We start from the raw sequence: 19325 nt of genomic DNA on the forward strand, positions 1-19325 counted from the left end.
CAGGAGTCTCAACATCATGGGAGATAAAGTACTCAAAATAGGAACCGTGCATCAATGCAATTGTTGTCTGGGAAGCAAAACACTACATCCACTAGTGAGTGTCATTGATCTCTCAAAGGCTGACTTGTCGCCTCATACGGACATCAAGTTCGACTTTTATACGATTCTATTGAGTGAGTGTAAATGTGAGGCCTATGTGTATGGTCACCAGTATTATGATTTCTCGGACGGTACTTTGATCTGCCTGACTCCCGGAGAGTCTATCAGCATGAAAGAAAAGAATAAAAGATTTCCTTCCAAAGGATGGATATTGGCTTTTCATCCCGATCTGATTTGTGGTACTCCGCTCGGGCTTAATATAGATAACTATACTTTCTTCTCTTATCAGCCTGAAGAGGCACTGCATATATCATTGCGCGAGAAACAGATCATTCTGGAATTTATGGACAGAATCAACCAGGAACTCGAACGTTGTATTGATCGCCACAGCAAAAAAATAGTTTCCAAATATATAGAGCTATTGCTGGATTACTGTGTACGTTTCTACGAACGCCAATTCATTACACGTAACGAAGTGAATAAAAAGATTATCAAGCAATTTGATAAAATCATAAATAACCATTTCGAAACGAAGCCGGTACCGGGTGTCGATGTGCTTTCAAATGAGTATTGCGCTAACGTGCTTCATTTATCTCCTGAATATTTCAACGACTTGCTGAAGCACGAAACGGGGAAATCTTTTAAAGAATACATCGAGTTCAAACGTTTCGAGATTGCCAAAGACTGGTTGCTGAATACTGATAAAACAGTTAATCAGATAACACGAGAACTGGGTTTCCAGAATCCGCAGTATTTCAGCCGGCTATTCAAGAAAGTTACCGGTTGCTCTCCGAATGATTTCAGAGTACCTAACTAGAAATGAAATCTAAAAGGATTGGAGGACGATAAAGCAACAAAAAAGTCTTAATAAAATTTGAATTGAAATATCCAATTCTTAATCTATGTTATGAAACATACTTTTTTGCTTGGATTATTTGCTAATTTCCCAAGAGTCCGTATCTTTGCAATGTGTTTTTCATAGTATTAGATTTAAGGTTAACAAAGGTTGGAGCAAGGCGTTGCTCCTTTTTTTATGTCCATACGTCAACTCTCCTCTTTAACTTCCTAAGTTACCATTTCCCGGACAGCTGTTCTTTCTTATGAATGACGGTATTGGAATTACGCTATTTTTCAGTAACTTTGCAAAGAGAGATGTATCAATTATGTCCCGGTAAAGCAAATCAAAAAGTTCTCTTTTTACGTTATATATAAAAAGAAAATTTAATCCTTAGTAGAATAATGGAAACAATGCAACAATATTATCGTCTGATGAAATCAATCCTCTTCGTATTATTTCTTTCTTTCGGCATGATTTCGTGTGAGAAAGAAGATCCGGTTTCTACATCTCCCAACACAAGGCAGACGGACAACACTGATCCGACAGATCCTGATCCTACCGACCCGGTGGTTCGTTCGGATAATGAACAAACTGTATTTATGTATCTGCCTTGGTCGACTGACCTGACTTCCTTTTTCTATCAAAATATTGCTGATCTGAAAAGTATTATCGGACAGAATATATTGAAAAACGAGCGGGTTCTCGTATTTATGTGCACAACGGCTACAAAAGCCACTCTCTATGAGCTTTCTTACGAAAAAGGCGCAGCTGTGCAGAAGGCTTTAAAAAGCTATAATTATCCGACTCCCAGCTATACAACGGCCGAGGGTATCACTTCTATCCTGAATGATGTACAGACCTACTCTCCCGCCAAACGATATGCAATGATTATCGGATGCCACGGGATGGGATGGATCCCCGTATCAAGAACGCAATCACGCAGTAGCCTGCAAACAGTTAAAAAACATTGGGAATATGGGAATACACCTATGACACGTCTCTTCGGAGGCAGAGAATCCAAGTATCAGACAGATATTACTACACTTGCCGAAGGAATATCGAGCGCAGGATTGAAAATGGAGTATATCCTTTTCGACGACTGCTATATGTCGACAGTAGAGGTTGCTTATGACCTTAAAAACGTAACAAGTCACCTGATAGCATCCACAAGTGAAATCATGGCTTATGGCATGCCATACGACAAGATCGGCCAGTACTTAATCGGAAACATAGATTATGAAAAGATTTGTGATGTTTTTTATTCTTTTTATTCAAATTATGTCACTCCCTGCGGAACAATCAGTGTCACAGATTGCTCGGAAGTGGATAATCTGGCGGCCATTATGAAAGAAATAAATCAACGTTATACGTTTAACGAAGAATTAATTTCTTCTTTGCAGAGTTTAGACGGATATAAACCTTCCATATTCTTTGATTGTGGTGATTATGTTGCAAAGCTATGCTCCGATCCTGATTTATTGGAGCAATTCAACGAACAACTGAAACGCACAGTTCCATATAAAAGGAATACGGAGTATTATTTTACAGCAATATCCTCCTATTATGGAGAACGAAAAAAAATCAATACTTTCTCCGGTATCACTATTTCTGATCCAAGCACTAGTGCAGCTGCTTTGAAAAAGAACGAAACAGCGTGGTATGTTGCCACTCATTAAGGCTACTAAAAGAAATAGTACGATAATGGAGCTTTACTCTTGTCTGTGATCGGTCAAATCTCTTAATAAAAATAGATTCGAGAATACAAATTCTTAATCAATGTTATAAAACATACTTTTTTTCTTGGATTATTTGCTAATTTCCCAAGAGTCCGTATCTTTGCAATGTGTTTTTCATAGTATTAGATTTAAGGTTAACAAAGGTTGGAGCAAGGCGTTGCTCCTTTTTTTATGCCTATACTCCAAATTGCCTTTGTTTTCCTCTTCTTGGTACATCTGTCGATCACCCTTTAATAACTGCCATTGGAGCAAGTTCCACCAATGGTTTCACCAAATCCCGCTCATTCGCTATCACTTGCGCAATATCTTTATAAGCTCCCGGCGCTTCATCCAGTTCATCCTGCGAACGGAGTCCGTGAATGATTCCTTGCTGGTTCATTCGCTCTTTCTCTTCATCCAGTGACAAACGGCGACAGGCATCTTTTCTTCCCATCAATCGGCCGGCACCATGCGAACAGCTTTTGAAGCTCTCCGGATTACCCAGTCCTTCAACGATATAGGATTTAGTACCCATAGATCCGGGGATAATACCAATCTCACCTTCATAGGCACGCGTAGCTCCTTTTCGGTGCACAATCACATCCTGATCGAAATGGTTCTCCCAGGCTGCATAGTTGTGGGCAATATTAATCATAGGCTCAAAGTCCGCTTCAGGTTTCACTGCCTGAATGGCTTCACAGATACGGGTCATCATCAACTGACGGTTGGCAAAGGCAAAGGCCACACAGTAGTTCATTTCACGGAAATAATCCTTTGCCATCTGCGTCTCCATTGGCAGGTAAGCCAGTCCCGATACCATTTCAGAATACCATTTCTCATTCCAATATTGCGCAATCTTATTATAGTGATTGGCAACCTTCAAACCAATGTTACGGCTTCCGGAGTGAATCATCACCCACACATCAGACGTTTCGGTATCTTTCTGAATCTCAATAAAGTGGTTTCCTCCTCCCAAGGTTCCTATCTGCTTCAAACAAGCCTCGTACTGATTCTTCAATATAGGCATCTCCTCAAGGTCGAATCCTTGTGGAAGTAACTCCTGGTCTTGCTTTTTAGTATGATGATCGAATCCCAAGGGAATGGCCGCACGAATCTTCGACATGATGGAAGTCAAATCCGTATAACTAAAATCTTCCGCTTTTCGATTGGTCTTAATCGCACACATTCCACAACCGATATCTACTCCCACAGCATTGGGAACAATCACACCCTTCGTAGCCAACACACCGCCAATTGGCATTCCTTTTCCTGCATGGGCATCAGGCATGATGGCGATATGTTTAAATGCAAAAGGAAGTGAAGTCAAATCCATAATCTGCGACATACAAGAGTCTTCTACTTCATTCAACCAAAGCTTAGCGGGCAAACGTGTTCCCATAATTACTTTTTCCATACTTCTTTTCTTTTATCCATTCATATAAATCTCGTTATCGGGAGCAAAGTAAGATGGGAAGTACGAAATCTATTTGCGCAATGGATATTATTTTCTATTTTTGTAGAAATATGTGCAAAAAAGTCGTGTCTCCGCAATGATTGTATCATCAAAAAGTCCGGATATGGCGCCTTGATATCTATAACACTATATATAAATAGAACCTAATGAAGAAGATATTGATTATCGGCGCCAATGGATTCACCGGACGCCAAATATTGAATGATTTGTCTGTTCATGCACAATATAAGGTAACGGGGTGCTTCTCTGCATCCGGATATTCTTCCGAATGATGCAGGGAAATATCGTTTCATTGAAACAGATATACGGAATGAAGCGGACATTAAGCGTCTTTTTGAGGAGGTTCAGCCTGATGTGGTCATTAATTGTTCCGCCCTGTCCGTACCGGATTATTGCGAGACGCATCATGAAGAGGCTTATCTTACTAATGTGACCGCAGTGAGCCGACTGGCTGTTTTTTGCGAAGAATATAAAAGCCGGTTCATTCATCTATCGACGGACTTTGTTTTCGAGGGAAAGATGTTTGTTTTCGATGAAAAGATAAATGAAGATGCCGGACTGTTGTACACAGAAGAAGACATCCCCACTCCCGTCAACTATTACGGATATACCAAGTGGAAAGGAGAAGAGAAAGTGGCAGAAACTTGCAGCAGTTTTGCCATTATCCGTGTAGCAATCGTTTATGGCAGAGCGCTGCCGGGACAACACGGTAATATTGTCCAGTTGGTAATGAAGCGTTTGAAAGCCGGGCAAGAAATCCGTGTCGTATCCGATCAATGGAGGACACCGACTTATGTTGGAGACGTATCGGATGGTGTACAACGTTTGATAGCACATACAACGAACGGTATCTTTCACATTTGCGGCGATGAGTGTATGAGCATTGCGGAGATTGCTTATCAGGTAGCAGATTATATGGGACTGGATCATTCTCTTATCCATCCTGTCACGACAGAGGAAATGAATGAAACCACTCCCCGTCCCCGTTTTAGTGGAATGAGTATCGATAAAGCACGGACAATGCTTGGATACGAGCCACAGAAGCTAAAAGAGGTTCTTGCGAACTGGGAACATTTATAAGGAAGAGGACAGATTACCAATTATTCAAGGATTATCCATCATTTTACGTAAACAGAAAACTACAAGAGGAATTCTGTGGTTTCTATTTATATAATAAGAGAATCCTCAAATGGTGAACAGTGGCTATTTACACAAAATGCGGGATAGTGCCCAAATTGAAGACAGTGGCAGAATTGGAGACAATACTACTTTTTACAACAATCTATTTCATTCCGAATAATTCTTTCGCTTTATTTATTGCATATTTATTTTGAAAATATGCAATAAGTTATTATCTTTGCACCAAAATCAAAAAAGACCAATGATGAATCAAACATTACAACTACATAACGCTAATCTTTTTCTTGCAGGAATACCGACTTTCTGTAAGTCTTGCTGCGTGCATGTACATTGGTTCAGTGGATTCATCTAAATTACCCTATTATTTCTTAACTGGAACTATCTGCTGACTTGTTTCACTATTCACAGCAGTATTCCTTTCCGATTTTCAAGCAGATGTATCATCTTCTTTGAAAATTCTCTTGTGTGTTGTCAATAATCAGTTTAACCTAACCAAAAATATATACATTATGTTCTCTATTATATCTACTATGTTTTTAGGAATCGGCATCGGTTATGTATTACGTAACTGGAGTATCTTGCAAAAAACAGAAAAGACAATTTCTCTTACAATATTCTTGTTGCTCTTCATTCTCGGTGTGTCTATCGGTTCTAATAGCCTGATTGTAAACAATCTCGGTAAATTCGGATGGCAGGCAATTGTTCTTGCCGTGTCCGGTGTATTGGGAAGCCTGATCGCTGCCCGTCTGGTACTGCAATTGTTTTTTAGAAAAGGAGGCGAATAATAAAAAAGGAGTCTGATTTCTTTTAAGAGGAAAAAAGACGCGTTTATTCAAGAAGGAGGTGAACAATGAAAGGAAGTTTGATCGTTATATTATTCTTTTGTGTAGGTTGTGTCATGGGAGCTTTCAATAAGTTCCAGTTTGATACGCACACTGTTTCGATGTATATACTTTATGCACTAATGCTGCAAGTGGGAATCAGTATCGGTTCTAATAAGAACCTGAAAGCGATTGTTTCACATTTGCATCCTAAAATGCTGTTGATTCCGTTGGGAACGATTATCGGTACGTTGCTGTTTTCTGCTTTAGCAAGCCTGCTATTGCGCCAATGGAGCGTGTTCGACTGTATGGCAGTGGGAAGCGGATTCGCATACTATTCGCTCTCTTCTATCCTTATTACCCAGTTCAAAGAGCCTTCTATCGGGCTGCAACTGGCTACGGAATTAGGAACTATCGCACTGTTGACTAATATTTTCCGTGAGATGATGGCACTTCTCGGTACTCCAATCATCAAGAAGTATTTCGGGAAACTGGCTCCTATTTCAGCGGCAGGAGTCAATTCGATGGATGTACTCCTGCCCTCCATCAGCAGATATTCGGGAAAAGAAATGATCCCCATCGCTATCTTACACGGTATTCTGATTGATATCAGTGTTCCTGTTTTCGTTTCTTTTTTCTGTAATCTCTGATATTGCTTGCGATGGTTTGACAAGAGCAAGAATGAGCATTGTGAACGAAAGACTGAGATATTTTTATGTTTGGGGCTAGGTCCAGAGATAATTAGTTAATGCCCGGAAACAGCCAATACAAACTTTATATCAGCATAGGAGACATCGTCTCCTAATGCTGCCTTAATGGCAAATATTCCCATGTATTCATGTTCTTCCAGATGCTTACGAATCTTCGCCAGATTTTCAGCTTTCACTACTTTCTCCACTTTAATCTTTCCTAAACGGACATAATATTCCAAATGACCGGCAATGGTTCCCGATACCAATTCGCGAGCTTTGGCTATTTCATCTATGCTCATTCCCTGGCAGAACATTTCATAGCTGACTAATTTTGTATCTTTTTTCTTCTCCTTCTCCGCTTCTTTTTTCTGTTTCTCTGCTTCCTTCTTCTGTTTTTCTTCCTCTTTCCGTTGCTTCTGTTCTTCTTTCCGTTGCTTCAGCTCTTCCCGTCGGCTTGCGGCTTCCCTATTATCAGAGATGAGCATATCCATTATTTCCGGTCTTTCCAATTGATTTTCCGCCATATACTTACGGACAATGCCTAATATTTCAAGTCCATACCTTTCCACCCCTTTTGCTCCGAAATAGGGTATCGCTTCCAGAGCTCTTGGATTATCCGGTAGCAGATTCACAATTCCCATCAACGCTTTCTGCTGCATAATAACATACGCAGGAAGATTCACCTCACGTGTTTTGGCTGTCCTCCATTCAGACAGGGCGCGATAAAGCTCCGGATGCAAAATATCCGTAGGCACTTCCACTTTCACCTTTTCAGCACCGCTACGTGTACGCTCTTTCCGTTCCTTCCGCTCTTTCTTTTCTTTCAACGCTTTCGAAGAACCGGAAGAAGAAGAATCATCCTCAAGACTCAACATTACTTTAGCCTTCAACTTCAAATAATCCGTAATAGCGAATCTCTCTCTTGCAGACACAGCCTCCAACAAAGACTCTTTAATCCACAACGCATCATCCAACGCCTGCATACGTTCCGCCAACAGCTTTCTCAACTCTTTATTATCAAGAGGCATATTAGTCTTATTATACAAAGCCCGAATCGGCGCCAACTCTTTATGAAAATATCTGGCCCCGGAACGAATCCGCTCCTGTAACTCCTGATTCGTCGCATAGTCTTCACTCTCATGTATCAACCGGGTATACTGGTTACGAAAACGCTGGGACACTTCCACTATTTTCTCTTTGATGCGAGGTTCCAATGCCTTATATTCTGCCAACTGCTTCGGAAAGAGCTTATACAAATCTTCATCTATCAAACGAAGCAATCGTTTATAAGCCTGATCGATCGAATAGAAATTAAACAAATCACTCAACAAATCAAAGAAATACGCCTTTTGCATATCGTTCAACTGCTGACTGCCCGGCTTATTCTGCTCTACCGCTTTGGTGAAATTATCCACCGTAGCATCACTAATAATGGCTTCCCTCCGCAAAGGAGACTCCAACACCATCCCTTCCAAAGTCTTGCAACGGCTCAACGCTACATAAGTCTGTCCGTGCGCAAAAGAGTTACGCGCATCAATAATGGCACGCTCAAACGTCAACCCCTGACTTTTATGTATCGTAATGGCCCATGCCAGACGGATAGGATATTGACGGAACGTTCCTTCTATCACTTCCGTGATTTCCTTTGTTTCCTCATTCAGTACGTACTTATAATTTCCCCACTCTTCCGGCAACAACTGAAATTCTGATTTATTCCCCTTCCCCCGCACAATAATACCTGCATCATTAACAGTGACCACCTCACCAATCATACCGTTATAATATCGTTTCTCGGACGATGGATCATTCTTCAGGAACATAATTTGCGCTCCTTCCTTTATTGTCAGGAGTTCATCCGCAGGATAGGAATATTCGGGGAAATCTCCTTCTATCTCGGCACGAAAATGATACGCCTTGCCGGACAAAGATGCCAATTCACGGTCATTTACTTTCTGTGCCTGATAATTATGTGTCGTCAGCCGAATATATCCTTCTTCTTTTTGTGGCTGGAAACCGGGCTGATAACGACGGTTCAGTTCATTCAGCACTTCATCGTCAGCCTTATTTTCCCGGATTTTATTTAATAAAGACAGGAAGAATGTGTCACTCTGCCGGTAGACTTTTTTAAGTTCAATGGTCATATATACCGTTTCTTTCAACGCATGGCTCGCAAAGAAATAAGGGGTTTCGTAATGCTTCCTCAACAGTTCCCACTCATTATCTTTCACGACGGGAGCCAATTGCTGCAAATCTCCAATCATCAACAGTTGCACCCCGCCAAACGGTTTCTCTCTATCGCGATACCGCCGCAGAGTTGCATCCACCGCGTCCAACAAATCGGCACGCACCATACTGATCTCATCAATAACGAGCAAATCCATGCTACGAATTATGTTCCGCTTTTCTTTACTGTAACGGTAATGTGTTTGGGAAGAATTAAAGGTAGTTTCCGGCACAAAAGGGGCAAAAGACAACTGAAAGAAAGAATGAATCGTTACTCCTCCCGCATTGATGGCTGCGATCCCTGTCGGTGCTAATACAACCATGCGCTTAGGGGTGTGTTCTTTCAATCGTCTAAGAAATGTCGTTTTTCCGGTTCCGGCTTTTCCGGTAAGAAATAAATGTGTGCCTGTATTTTCTATGAACTGCCAAGCTAGCTGCAGTTCCGGGTTATTTTCCATGAAAGTTATATTGTTTTGTGCAAAGGTACAGAAAACTATATAGAGATTGAAATAAAAGTAGCAAACTTTTTCTGGTAGAGATGAGAAGCAATCGGATAAAAGAAAGTCCCGGTCGTTTTCATTAAATAACGACCGGGACGAGAGAACAATAAAAACACCAAATGTTGTGTTATATGCTTTGAGAGTTAATTTACATGATTGTTATACCAATCCGTATATTTTTCTCCTTTAGAATCTGCCCAAGCTTTAAAGTTAGGATATTCGGTATCAATACTCTTTTTTTCAGTTACTGAAATAAAGTTCAAGATAGGAATATCAATAGCAAACGGATAAGCTCCTTCTTTATCTATGTAATAAGCATCCTTTTGAGTACCTGCTAAAGACAAGTCCGCAAGAGATGTTGCCTCATGCTTAGGCAGATGCACTTCTGTACGACCTTTTTGCCCTTCGGCATACTTCACTATGATATAAGGATTATATGACTTTAAATCTTTCTTATTGAAAGAACCGCCTGTAAATTCACGGGTTATAGTATATACCTTTTGAATAGCTTGCTTCACATTCGGACAAACAATAATAGAAGATGTTGCAGATTCCGTATGTATCCCTTCCGTAGTAGCGGAAAAAGTCATTTTACCGAATTGTCCCTTATCTACCTGATAAGCAAAAGCATTCGCAAACACTGCACCATCATGTACAGGAGTAAATGTATCTACAATTTTAGTTACCTGGTTCTTTTTATCAAAAGATACGGTACGATTATATTCTACGATTACGTCATTCATATCATAATCTCCACCGCCAGGCCATATATCTTCAAAAGCTAATGTACCGGTCTTCGTTTCAGTTACATCCGGTTTTTCTGGTTCATTTCCATCATCCGGAGTTATAACAGGTCTGTCATTGGGTTCCTCAATAGTTTTTGATGCATTTACATAGAATAAAAGATCACAATAACTATTATTTGCCCCATCTTCTACTCCGATAATAACCTTGCCGCTTGTCTCGTCCTTTACAGATACAAAATTCTGTCGCTGCTGTCCCAACACCTGATTAGAAGCTAATAAATTAGAGAAACCTGATGCAACTTGTTTTGTTATATCAATTTCATTCTCACTCTGATTATATCCATCAGCATACATAAACCATCCTACCGTATAACCGGCTGGAAATTCCTCTTTAGCATTACCTTGTTCATCAAAATAGAGCAAACGTACTTTACTGCCACATTTCAAAATAGGCAACTGACCTCCATATACAGAGAAAGAAACATTTGGAAATATGATATACTTCTTCATATCTGACATTCCGCACATATCAGGTTCCTTAGATGTTTTATAATAATAATACCCGAACGAATTATTATACATGGCATCCCGATTCAGGAAAATAACATCCAATGCAGTCCCATCTTGTGTTACCGTAATATTTGTAGTTCTGGATTGGGTGACTAAATTCATATTATCAACATTCGCTATTCCATCAGGATTAAAGAAATTCTTCAAACGTTGCGTCAAACTTCCAACCGTTTCATCACCAACGTTCTCTTCAAATGACATATATTTACTGTCAAGACTTCCTCCCTCTCCCCATTTACATAAGGAATACAGTTTATTATTTCCATTCAAGACATAAGGAACCGTCCCTTGAAAACCATAAGACCGTGTATTATTTTTTGCTTTTACAGTAGAAGCTCCTATATTTGACATATCAAAACTAACCATACCATCCTTTATTTCCAATGGCATACACCTTGGTAATCCCCAACTTTCCGTATATAGGTATATCGATTTTACAGAAGTAGGAATATTCATCTTTCCATTAAACTTTCCGCTTTCATCTGTGTAAATCTTGAATAAAGCTTCCACTCCTTGTTTTTTTACAGGTGTATTATCCACAATTTCCATCGGATCAATGTCATAGACTTCAATAAGAGCCGCAAATCCGGGTAATGCATAATTCACATCAAGCGACACATCTCCACGTGTTTCGAATCCAAAATATTCTTCAGGACCTTTTACAGGTTCTTTCCCATAATTAGGATCATACAAATCCTTTTCTGCACATCCTACTGCCACACCGATAAATACCGTTGCAACGAAAAAGTTCAATAAATGCTTAATTCTCATAATCTATATATATTTTTAAGTTTGTTTTGTCTAGGCATAAACCCATAATCAAGCCTAATTATGCCACAAATATATATACAAATATCCCATTTTTAAGGCTTATCTTAAAAATGGGATACCGAATCAAAAAATATTGTTATTAATCCTTGGAATCTATTTCATTGTCCCCCCTACAATATCCAGCAACTCATTCGTAATTGCTTGCTGACGACTCTTATTGTACTGCTTTGTCAAATCCTGAATCAGCTCGTTTGCATTGTCCGTAGCCACTTGCATAGCTAGGGTACGTGCAGCATGTTCCGATGCATTAGAGTCGACGGCAGCGGTAAAAATCTTCTGGCTCAATACTGTTGGTATTAAGCTGGCGATCAATTCTTCCGCGTTCGGTTCGATGATATAATCATTGGCAATTTCATGCTCCTCTACCTCCTCCTTATTCATTCTGTCCTCTTCACTTACCACATTCGTCATATCAATGGGGAGATACGTCTCCCGGAGAAGAATCTGTACCCCCATTGACTTGAAGTGATGATAGATTATTTCCACGCGGTCTACTTCTCCTGCCACATACATATCCATCAGTCGGTGAGCCAATTCGGCAGCCTCCTGATACGTCGGTTTGTCGGAGAGCGTCGGAGAAGTCTCCTGCGGTTTGAATCCCATTCGTTTGACCGCTTCATCCACCTTCTTGCCAATTGGGAATATCAAGATATTATCCTGTCCCAGGGTGCGGAACTCTCCGATCGTTTGCATCATCATTTTGATGACGTTGGCGTTGAAAGCACCACAAAGAGAAGTGTTTGAAGAAAAGACGACGATTGCTACACGTTTCACTTCACGCTCCTGCACATAAGGAGATTCGATGGGCAGGTCAGCGCTTAGGAAGTTGGTCAGAATCTTGTTCAACTTCTTCTGATAAGGCAGCATATTCTCAATGGCTCCTTGTGCCTTGTGTAATTTGGCAGAAGCCACCATCTTCATTGCTGAAGTGATTTTTCGGGTACTTTTTACCGAATTTATTCTGGTTTTTACTTCTTTCAGTGAAGCCATTTTTTTTAGTGGTTAGTGGTTAATTATTAATAGTTGGTGATAGTGATTAATAATTGGCGGTTAGTGGTTGGTGACAGTAAGCTAATCACTTATCACTAACCAACTAATCACTATTATAAGTACTGTTTCGCCACCATAGCGGCAGTCTCTTCGATAGCTTTAATCACGTTATCGTCGATCACGCCCGTTTTCAGTATGTCCAATACATCCTCCTGGTGGTTCAGTTGCAGAGATTCGATGAAACTGCGTTCAAAGTCCTGCACCTTATCCAATGGGACATCATGTAGAAGTCCGTGCGTACCACAGTAGAGGATAGCAATCTGCTGCTCTACGGGCATCGGGCTGTATTGCGGTTGAATCAATAATTGTCCGTTCTTACGTCCTTTATCAATAGTCAGGGCAGTAATCGGGTCCATGTCGCTGCTGAACTTAGAGAAGGCTTCCAACTCGCGATATTGCGCCTGGTCAATCTTCAATGTTCCGGCCACCTTCTTCATAGCCTTAATCTGCGCGTTACCACCTACACGGGATACGGAGATACCGACGTTGATAGCCGGACGCGTACCCTGGTTGAACAAGTCAGTCTCAAGGAATATCTGTCCGTCGGTGATAGAAATCACGTTCGTCGGGATATAAGCCGATACGTCACCTGCTTGCGTTTCGATGATAGGCAATGCTGTGAGCGAGCCGCCACCTTTCACAATCCCCTTCAGACTTTCCGGGAGATCGTTCATTTCGCGTGCCACTTCTTCCTGACTGATAATCTTGGCAGCACGTTCCAACAGACGGGAGTGCAGATAGAAGATATCACCCGGATAAGCCTCACGACCGGACGGACGGCGAAGAATCAGCGAAACCTCACGATAAGCCACCGCCTGTTTGGAAAGGTCATCATAAACCACCAACGCATGACGGCCGGTATCACGGAAATACTCGCCGATGGCAGCACCTGCAAACGGAGCGTAATACTGCAACGCAGCCGGGTCACCAGCCGTGGCAGCTACAACCACCGTGTAGTCCAGTGCTCCATACTCACGAAGCGTATTAACGATAGAAGCAACGGTAGAACCCTTCTGACCGATAGCTACATAGATACAATATACAGGGTCGCCTGCCAGGAAGTTAGTGCGTTGGTTGATAATCGTATCAATCGCAATGGCAGTCTTTCCCGTCTGGCGGTCGCCGATAATCAACTCACGCTGTCCGCGGCCGATAGGAATCATGGCGTCCACAGCCTTCAATCCGGTCTGCAACGGCTGGTTCACAGGCTGACGATAGATTACTCCCGGAGCTTTCCGTTCCAAAGGCATATCATACAGTTCGCCGCCAATCAATCCTTTGCCGTCGAGCGGTTCGCCCAGCGGGTCAATCACACGTCCCAGCATGCCCTCTCCTACACGGATGGAGGCGATACGTTTGGTACGCTTCACGACGAATCCTTCTTTGATTTTGTCCGTCGGGCCCAACAGTACAGCACCCACGTTGTCCTCTTCGAGGTTCATCACGATTGCTTTGATACCATTGTCAAACTCCAGCAATTCATTGGCCTCGGCGTTCCGTAGTCCATAGATACGCACTACGCCGTCACTCACCTGGAGCACCGTACCGATTTCGTCAAGTTGCACATTGGCATTGATTCCTTCGAGCTGCTTGCGCAATATATCGGATACTTCGCTTACTCTTATATTTTCAGACATTATACAATTCTCCTATTCTTATCAATAAATTGTTGTTTCACTCGCTTCAACTGCGTGGCAACGCTTGCATCCAACCGATAGTCGTTGATATCAAAGATAAACCCACCTTCGATAGAAGGATCTATCACCGTTTCCAGCTCCATCTGGGCATGCAGGATATGTGCGGCAGCCGACCGGATCCGGTCTTCCGTCTCTTTATCGACGGGAACGGCCGTAATCAATTTGCCGGTTCCGATATGTTTCAGCTTCCGGTAGAGATCCAGATACATCAGGCTGATAAATTGCAGATAGCCTTCACGCCTGTTTCGCAGTACCAAAGTGATAAAACGGACAAACTCTCTGGTCGATTTACCGTCACCATCGGCAGCTGTGCAGACTAACGCCAACTTTTCCTTGGTCGTGATGACGGGATTATCAAGCGCTTCGCGCAGACCGGGCTGTTCACAAAAGCTGTGCGACAGGGTCAGAAACTCCTGATACAACCTGTCTTCCAGACCTTTTTCCTGTGCGTATTCAATGATAGCTTTTGCATAACGCATTGAGAGTATTCCGACTTCCATCTTCCTTAGTTCTTATTCGGGGTTAGTACTTCATCCAGCATGCGGTCGATCATGCCCATCTGTGCATCCTTGTCCTCAAGACTCTTGCGGAGCACTTTCTCGGCGATGTCAACAGAAAGCACGGCCACCTGGCGACGGATGTCGCGGATTGCTTCGTCTTTCTCCATCTGGATTTGTTGTTTCACCGCATCAAGTTCTTTTTGTGCGGCAATTTCGGCTTGTTTACGGGCCTCGTGAACAATCTTGTCACGTTCTTCCATTGCTTCCCTCAAGATGCGTCCTTGCTCTTTGTTGGCGGCTGCCACCAATGCGTCGCCTTCTTGTTTCAGTTTAGACAACTGGGCATTAGCTTCCCTCGCCACCTCCAAAGACTGGTCGATATAGGTCTTACGGCCTTCCACCATCTTGATGATGACGGGGAAGCCGTATTTCGCCAATATCACGAACACAATCCCGAATGAGAGAAACATCCAGAACAGCAGGCCACTATCAGGTAATAGTAATGACATAATCTTTATTTACGATTTTACGATTTACAATTTACGATTTCGCGGCTGCCCATTGCATGAGGATCTCCCCCATTTAGAAACAGGGTTTTACGCCTGCGAAATCCGCTTGTTATATACCTGATTAGAGGAAGAACACCAACAGACAAACTACTACCGCCAACAGGGCCACACCTTCAATCAAGGCGGCGGCGATAATCATGTTCATACGAATGTCTCCCGATGCTTCCGGCTGGCGTGCGATAGCTTCCATTGCCGAACCACCAATCTTACCAATACCCAAACCAGCTCCGATTACTGCAAGACCTGCACCGATAGCTGCACCTAATTTACTAACTCCTACTGCTGCTGCAGTGGCTTGTAACAATACTGATAGTAACATAATTTTCAGTTTTAAAATGGTTTATATTTTCTCTTGTTTTTATTATTTAATTCCTCATTCCGCGCGTTTATTCCGTATTCGTTCAGTCACGTTTTCACCGCGTTTCATTGATTATTCTTCTGTTTTCACTCTGGCTCCTTCCTGTGCCAGTCCGATAAACACTGCCGACAACATCGTAAATACGTAAGCCTGGATGAAAGCCACCAGCAGTTCAAGCGCATTCATAAAGATGTTGAACAATACGGAAGCCACCGTGAGCGTGCCGTTCAGCGCAGGCCCCATGCTTGCCGAGATAAAGATCAGGCAGGTGAGCACCAGCATCGCCATGTGTCCGGCCAGCATATTGGCAAAAAGACGGATCATCAAAGCAAACGGTTTCGTAAAGATTCCGAAGAACTCGATGAACGGCATCATCGGCACAGGCACTTTCAGCCACCAGGGTACATCGGGCCAGAAAATATCTTTCCAGTAATGTTTCGTACCGAAGATATTGACTGCGAGGAACGTGCAGACTGCCAGCACCATCGTGATAGCGATATTTCCCGTCACATTCGCGCCTCCGGGAAAGAACGGAATCAATCCCATCATGTTATTGATAAAGATGAAAAAGAACGCTGTCAGCAGATATGGCGCAAACTTCCGGTAGTTGGGTCCGACACAACTCTTGATGATGTCGTCGTTCACCATCATGATGAACATCTCCATGAATCCGATAAATCCTCCCGGTGCTTTGGCTCCTTGCGGACGTTTCCTGTACCAATGTGCCACACACAACACGATAACGAGCAGCAATACGCTGTTGAACAACAAGGCAAACGTCACTTTCGTAATGGAAATATCCCAAGGGCGAACCTGTTCGCCTGCGGCGTCATACTCTACCAGTTTGCCTTCATATTTGCTTCCTGCGGGAGCGATGGAAAGTCCTTCATACGTACCTCCATTCTCTTCGAGACGGGAAGAAAGGAACGTGTGCCAACCTGAAGTGCTACTATAAACAATAATAGGTAACGGTATAGTAATATGCGTGTTACCCCATGTTGTAATATGCCATTCGTAGGAGTCGCCGATATGACCGAACACAATTTCTTTCACATCAACCGTGTTCTCCTGTTCCTCCTTCGGAGTAATTTCGTCCTGCGTCTGCTGCGCCACCGTTTCCCCCTCTTGCTCTTGCGCAAGAACCGGCAAACTGACCGCTGCCATCAGACAGAACAGAATCAACGGAGCTACTATGTTATGCAACTGTTTCATGTTTCTTCTTATTTTTCTTTTTCCGTTTCTGGTTCATCTCAAAAGAGAAGAAAAACCAGGTTTCGAATATCAGATATATCAAATAGAACGAGATAAACGTCAGTAAAAAAGCTCTGGCTTCTTCGCGTACAGCAAGGCAATAAATCAAGACCAGAATCAGCGAAAGAATCATCTTTATCATCTTCATTGCCAAATACAACAGTAACAATCTCTGCGGAGCGTGCCGCCGGCAAGCGTCGAACATATAGATGCTGGCCAACCCGAAGAAGTAAAAATAAACCGGTATAAACGGATACCCTCCGAAATAATGCCCCGGCAGAGCGAAGTGTAGGATAACAGCTCCGAGCGCCGCACTAATCACTGCAAATAAGGTATGCCAACAGATAAAGTTCCGTTTAGTTTTACTAATATTCATCATGTTACTGTGTTTTTCTGTAAGGTTATTATCTCGTTTTTTTCAATCTTTAGATACTTGGTCTTTGTGCCGGAAGGCTTCCGTCAGGAAACACAGGCAGAAACCGTGCCGTCACTCATTTCAACAAAACCGCCCTGAATATCCATCGTGTGCTCTTCTCCCTCCATCGTCGTATAACTCAACGTTCCCGCTTTCAGCGACGATACAATGGGCGCATGCCCCGGCAGAATAGAAAACGAACCGATCATGCCCGGCAATGTGACAATCTTCACATCTCCGTCGAATATGCTCTTTTCGGGCGATACTATACTCAAATGCAGTTCTTTCATCACTCTATATTTTTATTTTTTCGCCTGTTCCAGCAATTTCTTACCTTTCTCTATTGCTTCCTCAATCGTGCCGACATTCAGGAAAGCCTGTTCGGGAAGATAATCCACTTCTCCGTCCAGAATCATCTTGAATCCCTTGATGGTATCTTCAATACCCACCATCACACCCGGAACGCCTGTAAACTGTTCGGCTACGGCAAACGGTTGCGAAAGGAAACGCTGCACACGGCGGGCGCGGTTCACTACCATCTTGTCTTCTTCCGAGAGTTCTTCCATACCGAGGATAGAGATAATATCCTGCAATTCCTTGTTACGCTGCAAGATTTGTTTCACTCGCTGCGCTATGTCGTAATGTTCCTGGCCTACAATGTGCGGGTCGAGGATACGTGACGTAGACGCCAACGGGTCGACAGCCGGATAGATACCCAGCTCGGTGATCTTACGGTCGAGTACGGTAGTTGCGTCCAAGTGGCTGAAAGTCGTTGCAGGAGCCGGGTCGGTCAAGTCATCGGCAGGCACATACACCGCTTGTACGGAGGTGATAGAACCTTTGCGGGTAGACGTGATACGTTCCTGCATCGCACCCATTTCCGTGGCCAGCGTAGGCTGGTAACCAACAGCGGAGGGCATACGTCCCAAAAGGGCGGACACTTCCGAACCTGCTTGCGTGAAACGGAAGATATTATCGATAAAGAACAGGATATCGCGTTTCTCACCTTCTTTACCGGCGTCGCGGAAAGATTCCGCTACCGTCAGTCCGGACAGTGCCACAGAAGCACGTGCGCCCGGAGGTTCGTTCATCTGACCGAAAATCAGCGATACTTGCGATTTCTCCAGTTCGTTATAATCTACTTTCGAAAGATCCCAGTGGCCTTTCTCCATGCTTTCCTTGAATGCTTCGCCGTAGCGGATAACGCCGGATTCGATCATTTCGCGCAGCAAGTCGTTACCTTCACGGGTACGTTCACCTACTCCGGCAAATACGGAGAATCCGTTATGTTTCTTGGCGATATTATTGATAAGTTCCTGGATCAATACGGTTTTTCCCACACCGGCGCCGCCGAACAAACCGATTTTACCACCTTTGGCATACGGTTCGAGCAGGTCGATCACTTTGATACCCGTGAAGAGCACCTCTTGCACAGTTGTCAAATCCTCAAATTTAGGGGGATCTCGGTGAATGGAATACGCACCGTCGCGGTTGAGCCCTTTCATACCGTCGATCGAATCACCGACTACGTTCATCAGTCGTCCTTTAATCTGTTCGCCTATCGGCATAGTGATCGGGCCTCCGGTGGGATACACTTTCATGCCTCTCTGAAGTCCGTCGGTACTATCCATCGCTACGGTACGCACCGTATTTTCGCCGATATGTTGCTGAACTTCTATAACCAGTATTTTGCCGTTTGGCCTCTTTATCTCCAGTGCGTCGTGGATGCTTGGCAGCACCAGTTCCGCATCCGTACCTTCAAAGTACACATCGACCACAGGGCCGATGACCTGCGAGATATGTCCGATAATCTGTGACATAAGCAATCTCTTTTAT

General features: G+C 43.1%; 16 protein-coding genes and 1 pseudogene. 5 read left to right on the forward strand and 12 right to left on the reverse strand.

Annotation, left to right across the window (positions count from 1 at the left end):
* Positions 1 to 16 precede the first annotated feature (16 nt).
* Together DW862_RS12735 and DW862_RS12745 are read left to right on the forward strand one after the other, a co-directional pair.
* Complete coding sequence (locus DW862_RS12735) at positions 17 to 916, forward strand: AraC family transcriptional regulator (RefSeq protein ID WP_008022588.1); 900 nt, start codon at positions 17 to 19, stop codon at positions 914 to 916.
* A 422-nt stretch (positions 917 to 1338) separates the two neighbouring features.
* Complete coding sequence (locus DW862_RS12745; RefSeq protein WP_087318716.1) at positions 1339 to 2613, forward strand: clostripain-related cysteine peptidase; 1275 nt, start codon at positions 1339 to 1341, stop codon at positions 2611 to 2613.
* Positions 2614 to 2896: 283 nt separating this feature from the next.
* Here DW862_RS12745 and DW862_RS12750 read toward each other — a convergent pair whose 3' ends face one another.
* Positions 2897 to 4066 (reverse strand): RtcB family protein, encoded by a 1170-nt coding sequence (locus DW862_RS12750; RefSeq protein ID WP_087318717.1) that lies wholly within the window; start codon positions 4064 to 4066, stop codon positions 2897 to 2899.
* A 206-nt stretch (positions 4067 to 4272) separates the two neighbouring features.
* Here DW862_RS12750 and DW862_RS12755 point away from each other — a divergent pair.
* The 3 genes and pseudogenes from DW862_RS12755 (at position 4273) to DW862_RS12765 (ending at position 6737) form a co-directional block, all read left to right on the forward strand.
* Positions 4273 to 5206 (forward strand): annotated as a pseudogene (locus tag DW862_RS12755) (NAD(P)-dependent oxidoreductase).
* Positions 5207 to 5775: 569 nt separating this feature from the next.
* Complete coding sequence (locus tag DW862_RS12760) at positions 5776 to 6051, forward strand: LysO family transporter (RefSeq protein ID WP_004315294.1); 276 nt, start codon at positions 5776 to 5778, stop codon at positions 6049 to 6051.
* A gap of 65 nt (positions 6052 to 6116) precedes the next feature.
* Complete coding sequence (locus tag DW862_RS12765) at positions 6117 to 6737, forward strand: lysine exporter LysO family protein (protein WP_004315295.1); 621 nt, start codon at positions 6117 to 6119, stop codon at positions 6735 to 6737.
* 95 nt (positions 6738 to 6832) lie between these two features.
* Here the strand turns inward: DW862_RS12765 and DW862_RS12770 are convergent, their stop codons facing one another.
* The 11 genes from DW862_RS12770 to atpD form a co-directional block, all read right to left on the reverse strand.
* Positions 6833 to 9460 (reverse strand): helix-turn-helix domain-containing protein, encoded by a 2628-nt coding sequence (locus tag DW862_RS12770; RefSeq protein WP_008022599.1) that lies wholly within the window; start codon positions 9458 to 9460, stop codon positions 6833 to 6835.
* 185 nt (positions 9461 to 9645) lie between these two features.
* A complete protein-coding gene (locus DW862_RS12775) occupies positions 9646 to 11589 on the reverse strand; it encodes an LruC domain-containing protein (protein ID WP_120068632.1) in 1944 nt (647 codons plus the stop codon).
* 153 nt (positions 11590 to 11742) lie between these two features.
* Positions 11743 to 12639, reverse strand: a complete 897-nt coding sequence (locus DW862_RS12780; protein WP_008022604.1) for a F0F1 ATP synthase subunit gamma — start codon at positions 12637 to 12639, stop codon at positions 11743 to 11745.
* Between the two features lie 113 nt (positions 12640 to 12752).
* Positions 12753 to 14336, reverse strand: a complete 1584-nt coding sequence (gene atpA / locus DW862_RS12785; RefSeq protein ID WP_004315299.1) for a F0F1 ATP synthase subunit alpha — start codon at positions 14334 to 14336, stop codon at positions 12753 to 12755.
* Positions 14336 to 14896 (reverse strand): F0F1 ATP synthase subunit delta, encoded by a 561-nt coding sequence (locus tag DW862_RS12790; RefSeq protein WP_004315300.1) that lies wholly within the window; start codon positions 14894 to 14896, stop codon positions 14336 to 14338. The genes atpA and DW862_RS12790 overlap by 1 nt, the downstream gene beginning before the upstream one ends.
* Before the next feature lie 5 nt (positions 14897 to 14901).
* Positions 14902 to 15405: a F0F1 ATP synthase subunit B gene (atpF, locus tag DW862_RS12795; RefSeq protein ID WP_004315301.1), complete on the reverse strand. Its 504-nt coding sequence runs from the start codon at positions 15403 to 15405 to the stop codon at positions 14902 to 14904.
* Between the two features lie 121 nt (positions 15406 to 15526).
* Complete coding sequence (atpE, locus tag DW862_RS12800) at positions 15527 to 15784, reverse strand: ATP synthase F0 subunit C (protein WP_004295758.1); 258 nt, start codon at positions 15782 to 15784, stop codon at positions 15527 to 15529.
* Positions 15785 to 15895: 111 nt separating this feature from the next.
* Positions 15896 to 17035: a F0F1 ATP synthase subunit A gene (gene atpB, locus DW862_RS12805; protein ID WP_008022608.1), complete on the reverse strand. Its 1140-nt coding sequence runs from the start codon at positions 17033 to 17035 to the stop codon at positions 15896 to 15898.
* Positions 17019 to 17453, reverse strand: coding sequence for a hypothetical protein (locus tag DW862_RS12810; protein WP_008022610.1), 435 nt, complete (start codon positions 17451 to 17453; stop codon positions 17019 to 17021). The genes atpB and DW862_RS12810 overlap by 17 nt, the downstream gene beginning before the upstream one ends.
* A gap of 80 nt (positions 17454 to 17533) precedes the next feature.
* The gene (atpC, locus tag DW862_RS12815) at positions 17534 to 17779 is read right to left on the reverse strand and encodes an ATP synthase F1 subunit epsilon (RefSeq protein ID WP_004315304.1); all 246 of its coding nucleotides are present in this window, start codon (positions 17777 to 17779) and stop codon (positions 17534 to 17536) included.
* Between the two features lie 12 nt (positions 17780 to 17791).
* Positions 17792 to 19309 carry a F0F1 ATP synthase subunit beta gene (atpD, locus tag DW862_RS12820; RefSeq protein ID WP_008022611.1) on the reverse strand — a complete coding sequence of 506 codons (1518 nt, stop codon included), beginning with the start codon at positions 19307 to 19309 and terminating at the stop codon, positions 17792 to 17794.
* Between the last annotated feature and the right edge of the window lie 16 nt (positions 19310 to 19325).

Source organism: Bacteroides sp. AM37-9, from assembly GCF_003603455.1.
Taxonomy (GTDB): Bacteria; Bacteroidota; Bacteroidia; order Bacteroidales; family Bacteroidaceae; genus Bacteroides; species Bacteroides xylanisolvens.

What these genes read in the sequence shown, in the direction of transcription:
- DW862_RS12735 (WP_008022588.1), top strand. Translation starts at nt 17, where the DNA reads ATGGGAGATAAAGTACTCAAAATAGGAACCGTGCATCAATGCAATTGT.
- DW862_RS12745 (WP_087318716.1), top strand. Translation starts at nt 1,339, where the DNA reads ATGGAAACAATGCAACAATATTATCGTCTGATGAAATCAATCCTCTTC.
- DW862_RS12750 (WP_087318717.1), bottom strand. Translation starts at nt 4,066, where the DNA reads ATGGAAAAAGTAATTATGGGAACACGTTTGCCCGCTAAGCTTTGGTTG.
- DW862_RS12760 (WP_004315294.1), top strand. Translation starts at nt 5,776, where the DNA reads ATGTTCTCTATTATATCTACTATGTTTTTAGGAATCGGCATCGGTTAT.
- DW862_RS12765 (WP_004315295.1), top strand. Translation starts at nt 6,117, where the DNA reads ATGAAAGGAAGTTTGATCGTTATATTATTCTTTTGTGTAGGTTGTGTC.
- DW862_RS12770 (WP_008022599.1), bottom strand. Translation starts at nt 9,460, where the DNA reads ATGGAAAATAACCCGGAACTGCAGCTAGCTTGGCAGTTCATAGAAAAT.
- DW862_RS12775 (WP_120068632.1), bottom strand. Translation starts at nt 11,589, where the DNA reads ATGAGAATTAAGCATTTATTGAACTTTTTCGTTGCAACGGTATTTATC.
- DW862_RS12780 (WP_008022604.1), bottom strand. Translation starts at nt 12,639, where the DNA reads ATGGCTTCACTGAAAGAAGTAAAAACCAGAATAAATTCGGTAAAAAGT.
- atpA (WP_004315299.1), bottom strand. Translation starts at nt 14,336, where the DNA reads ATGTCTGAAAATATAAGAGTAAGCGAAGTATCCGATATATTGCGCAAG.
- DW862_RS12790 (WP_004315300.1), bottom strand. Translation starts at nt 14,896, where the DNA reads ATGGAAGTCGGAATACTCTCAATGCGTTATGCAAAAGCTATCATTGAA.
- atpF (WP_004315301.1), bottom strand. Translation starts at nt 15,405, where the DNA reads ATGTCATTACTATTACCTGATAGTGGCCTGCTGTTCTGGATGTTTCTC.
- atpE (WP_004295758.1), bottom strand. Translation starts at nt 15,784, where the DNA reads ATGTTACTATCAGTATTGTTACAAGCCACTGCAGCAGCAGTAGGAGTT.
- atpB (WP_008022608.1), bottom strand. Translation starts at nt 17,035, where the DNA reads ATGAAACAGTTGCATAACATAGTAGCTCCGTTGATTCTGTTCTGTCTG.
- DW862_RS12810 (WP_008022610.1), bottom strand. Translation starts at nt 17,453, where the DNA reads ATGATGAATATTAGTAAAACTAAACGGAACTTTATCTGTTGGCATACC.
- atpC (WP_004315304.1), bottom strand. Translation starts at nt 17,779, where the DNA reads ATGAAAGAACTGCATTTGAGTATAGTATCGCCCGAAAAGAGCATATTC.
- atpD (WP_008022611.1), bottom strand. Translation starts at nt 19,309, where the DNA reads ATGTCACAGATTATCGGACATATCTCGCAGGTCATCGGCCCTGTGGTC.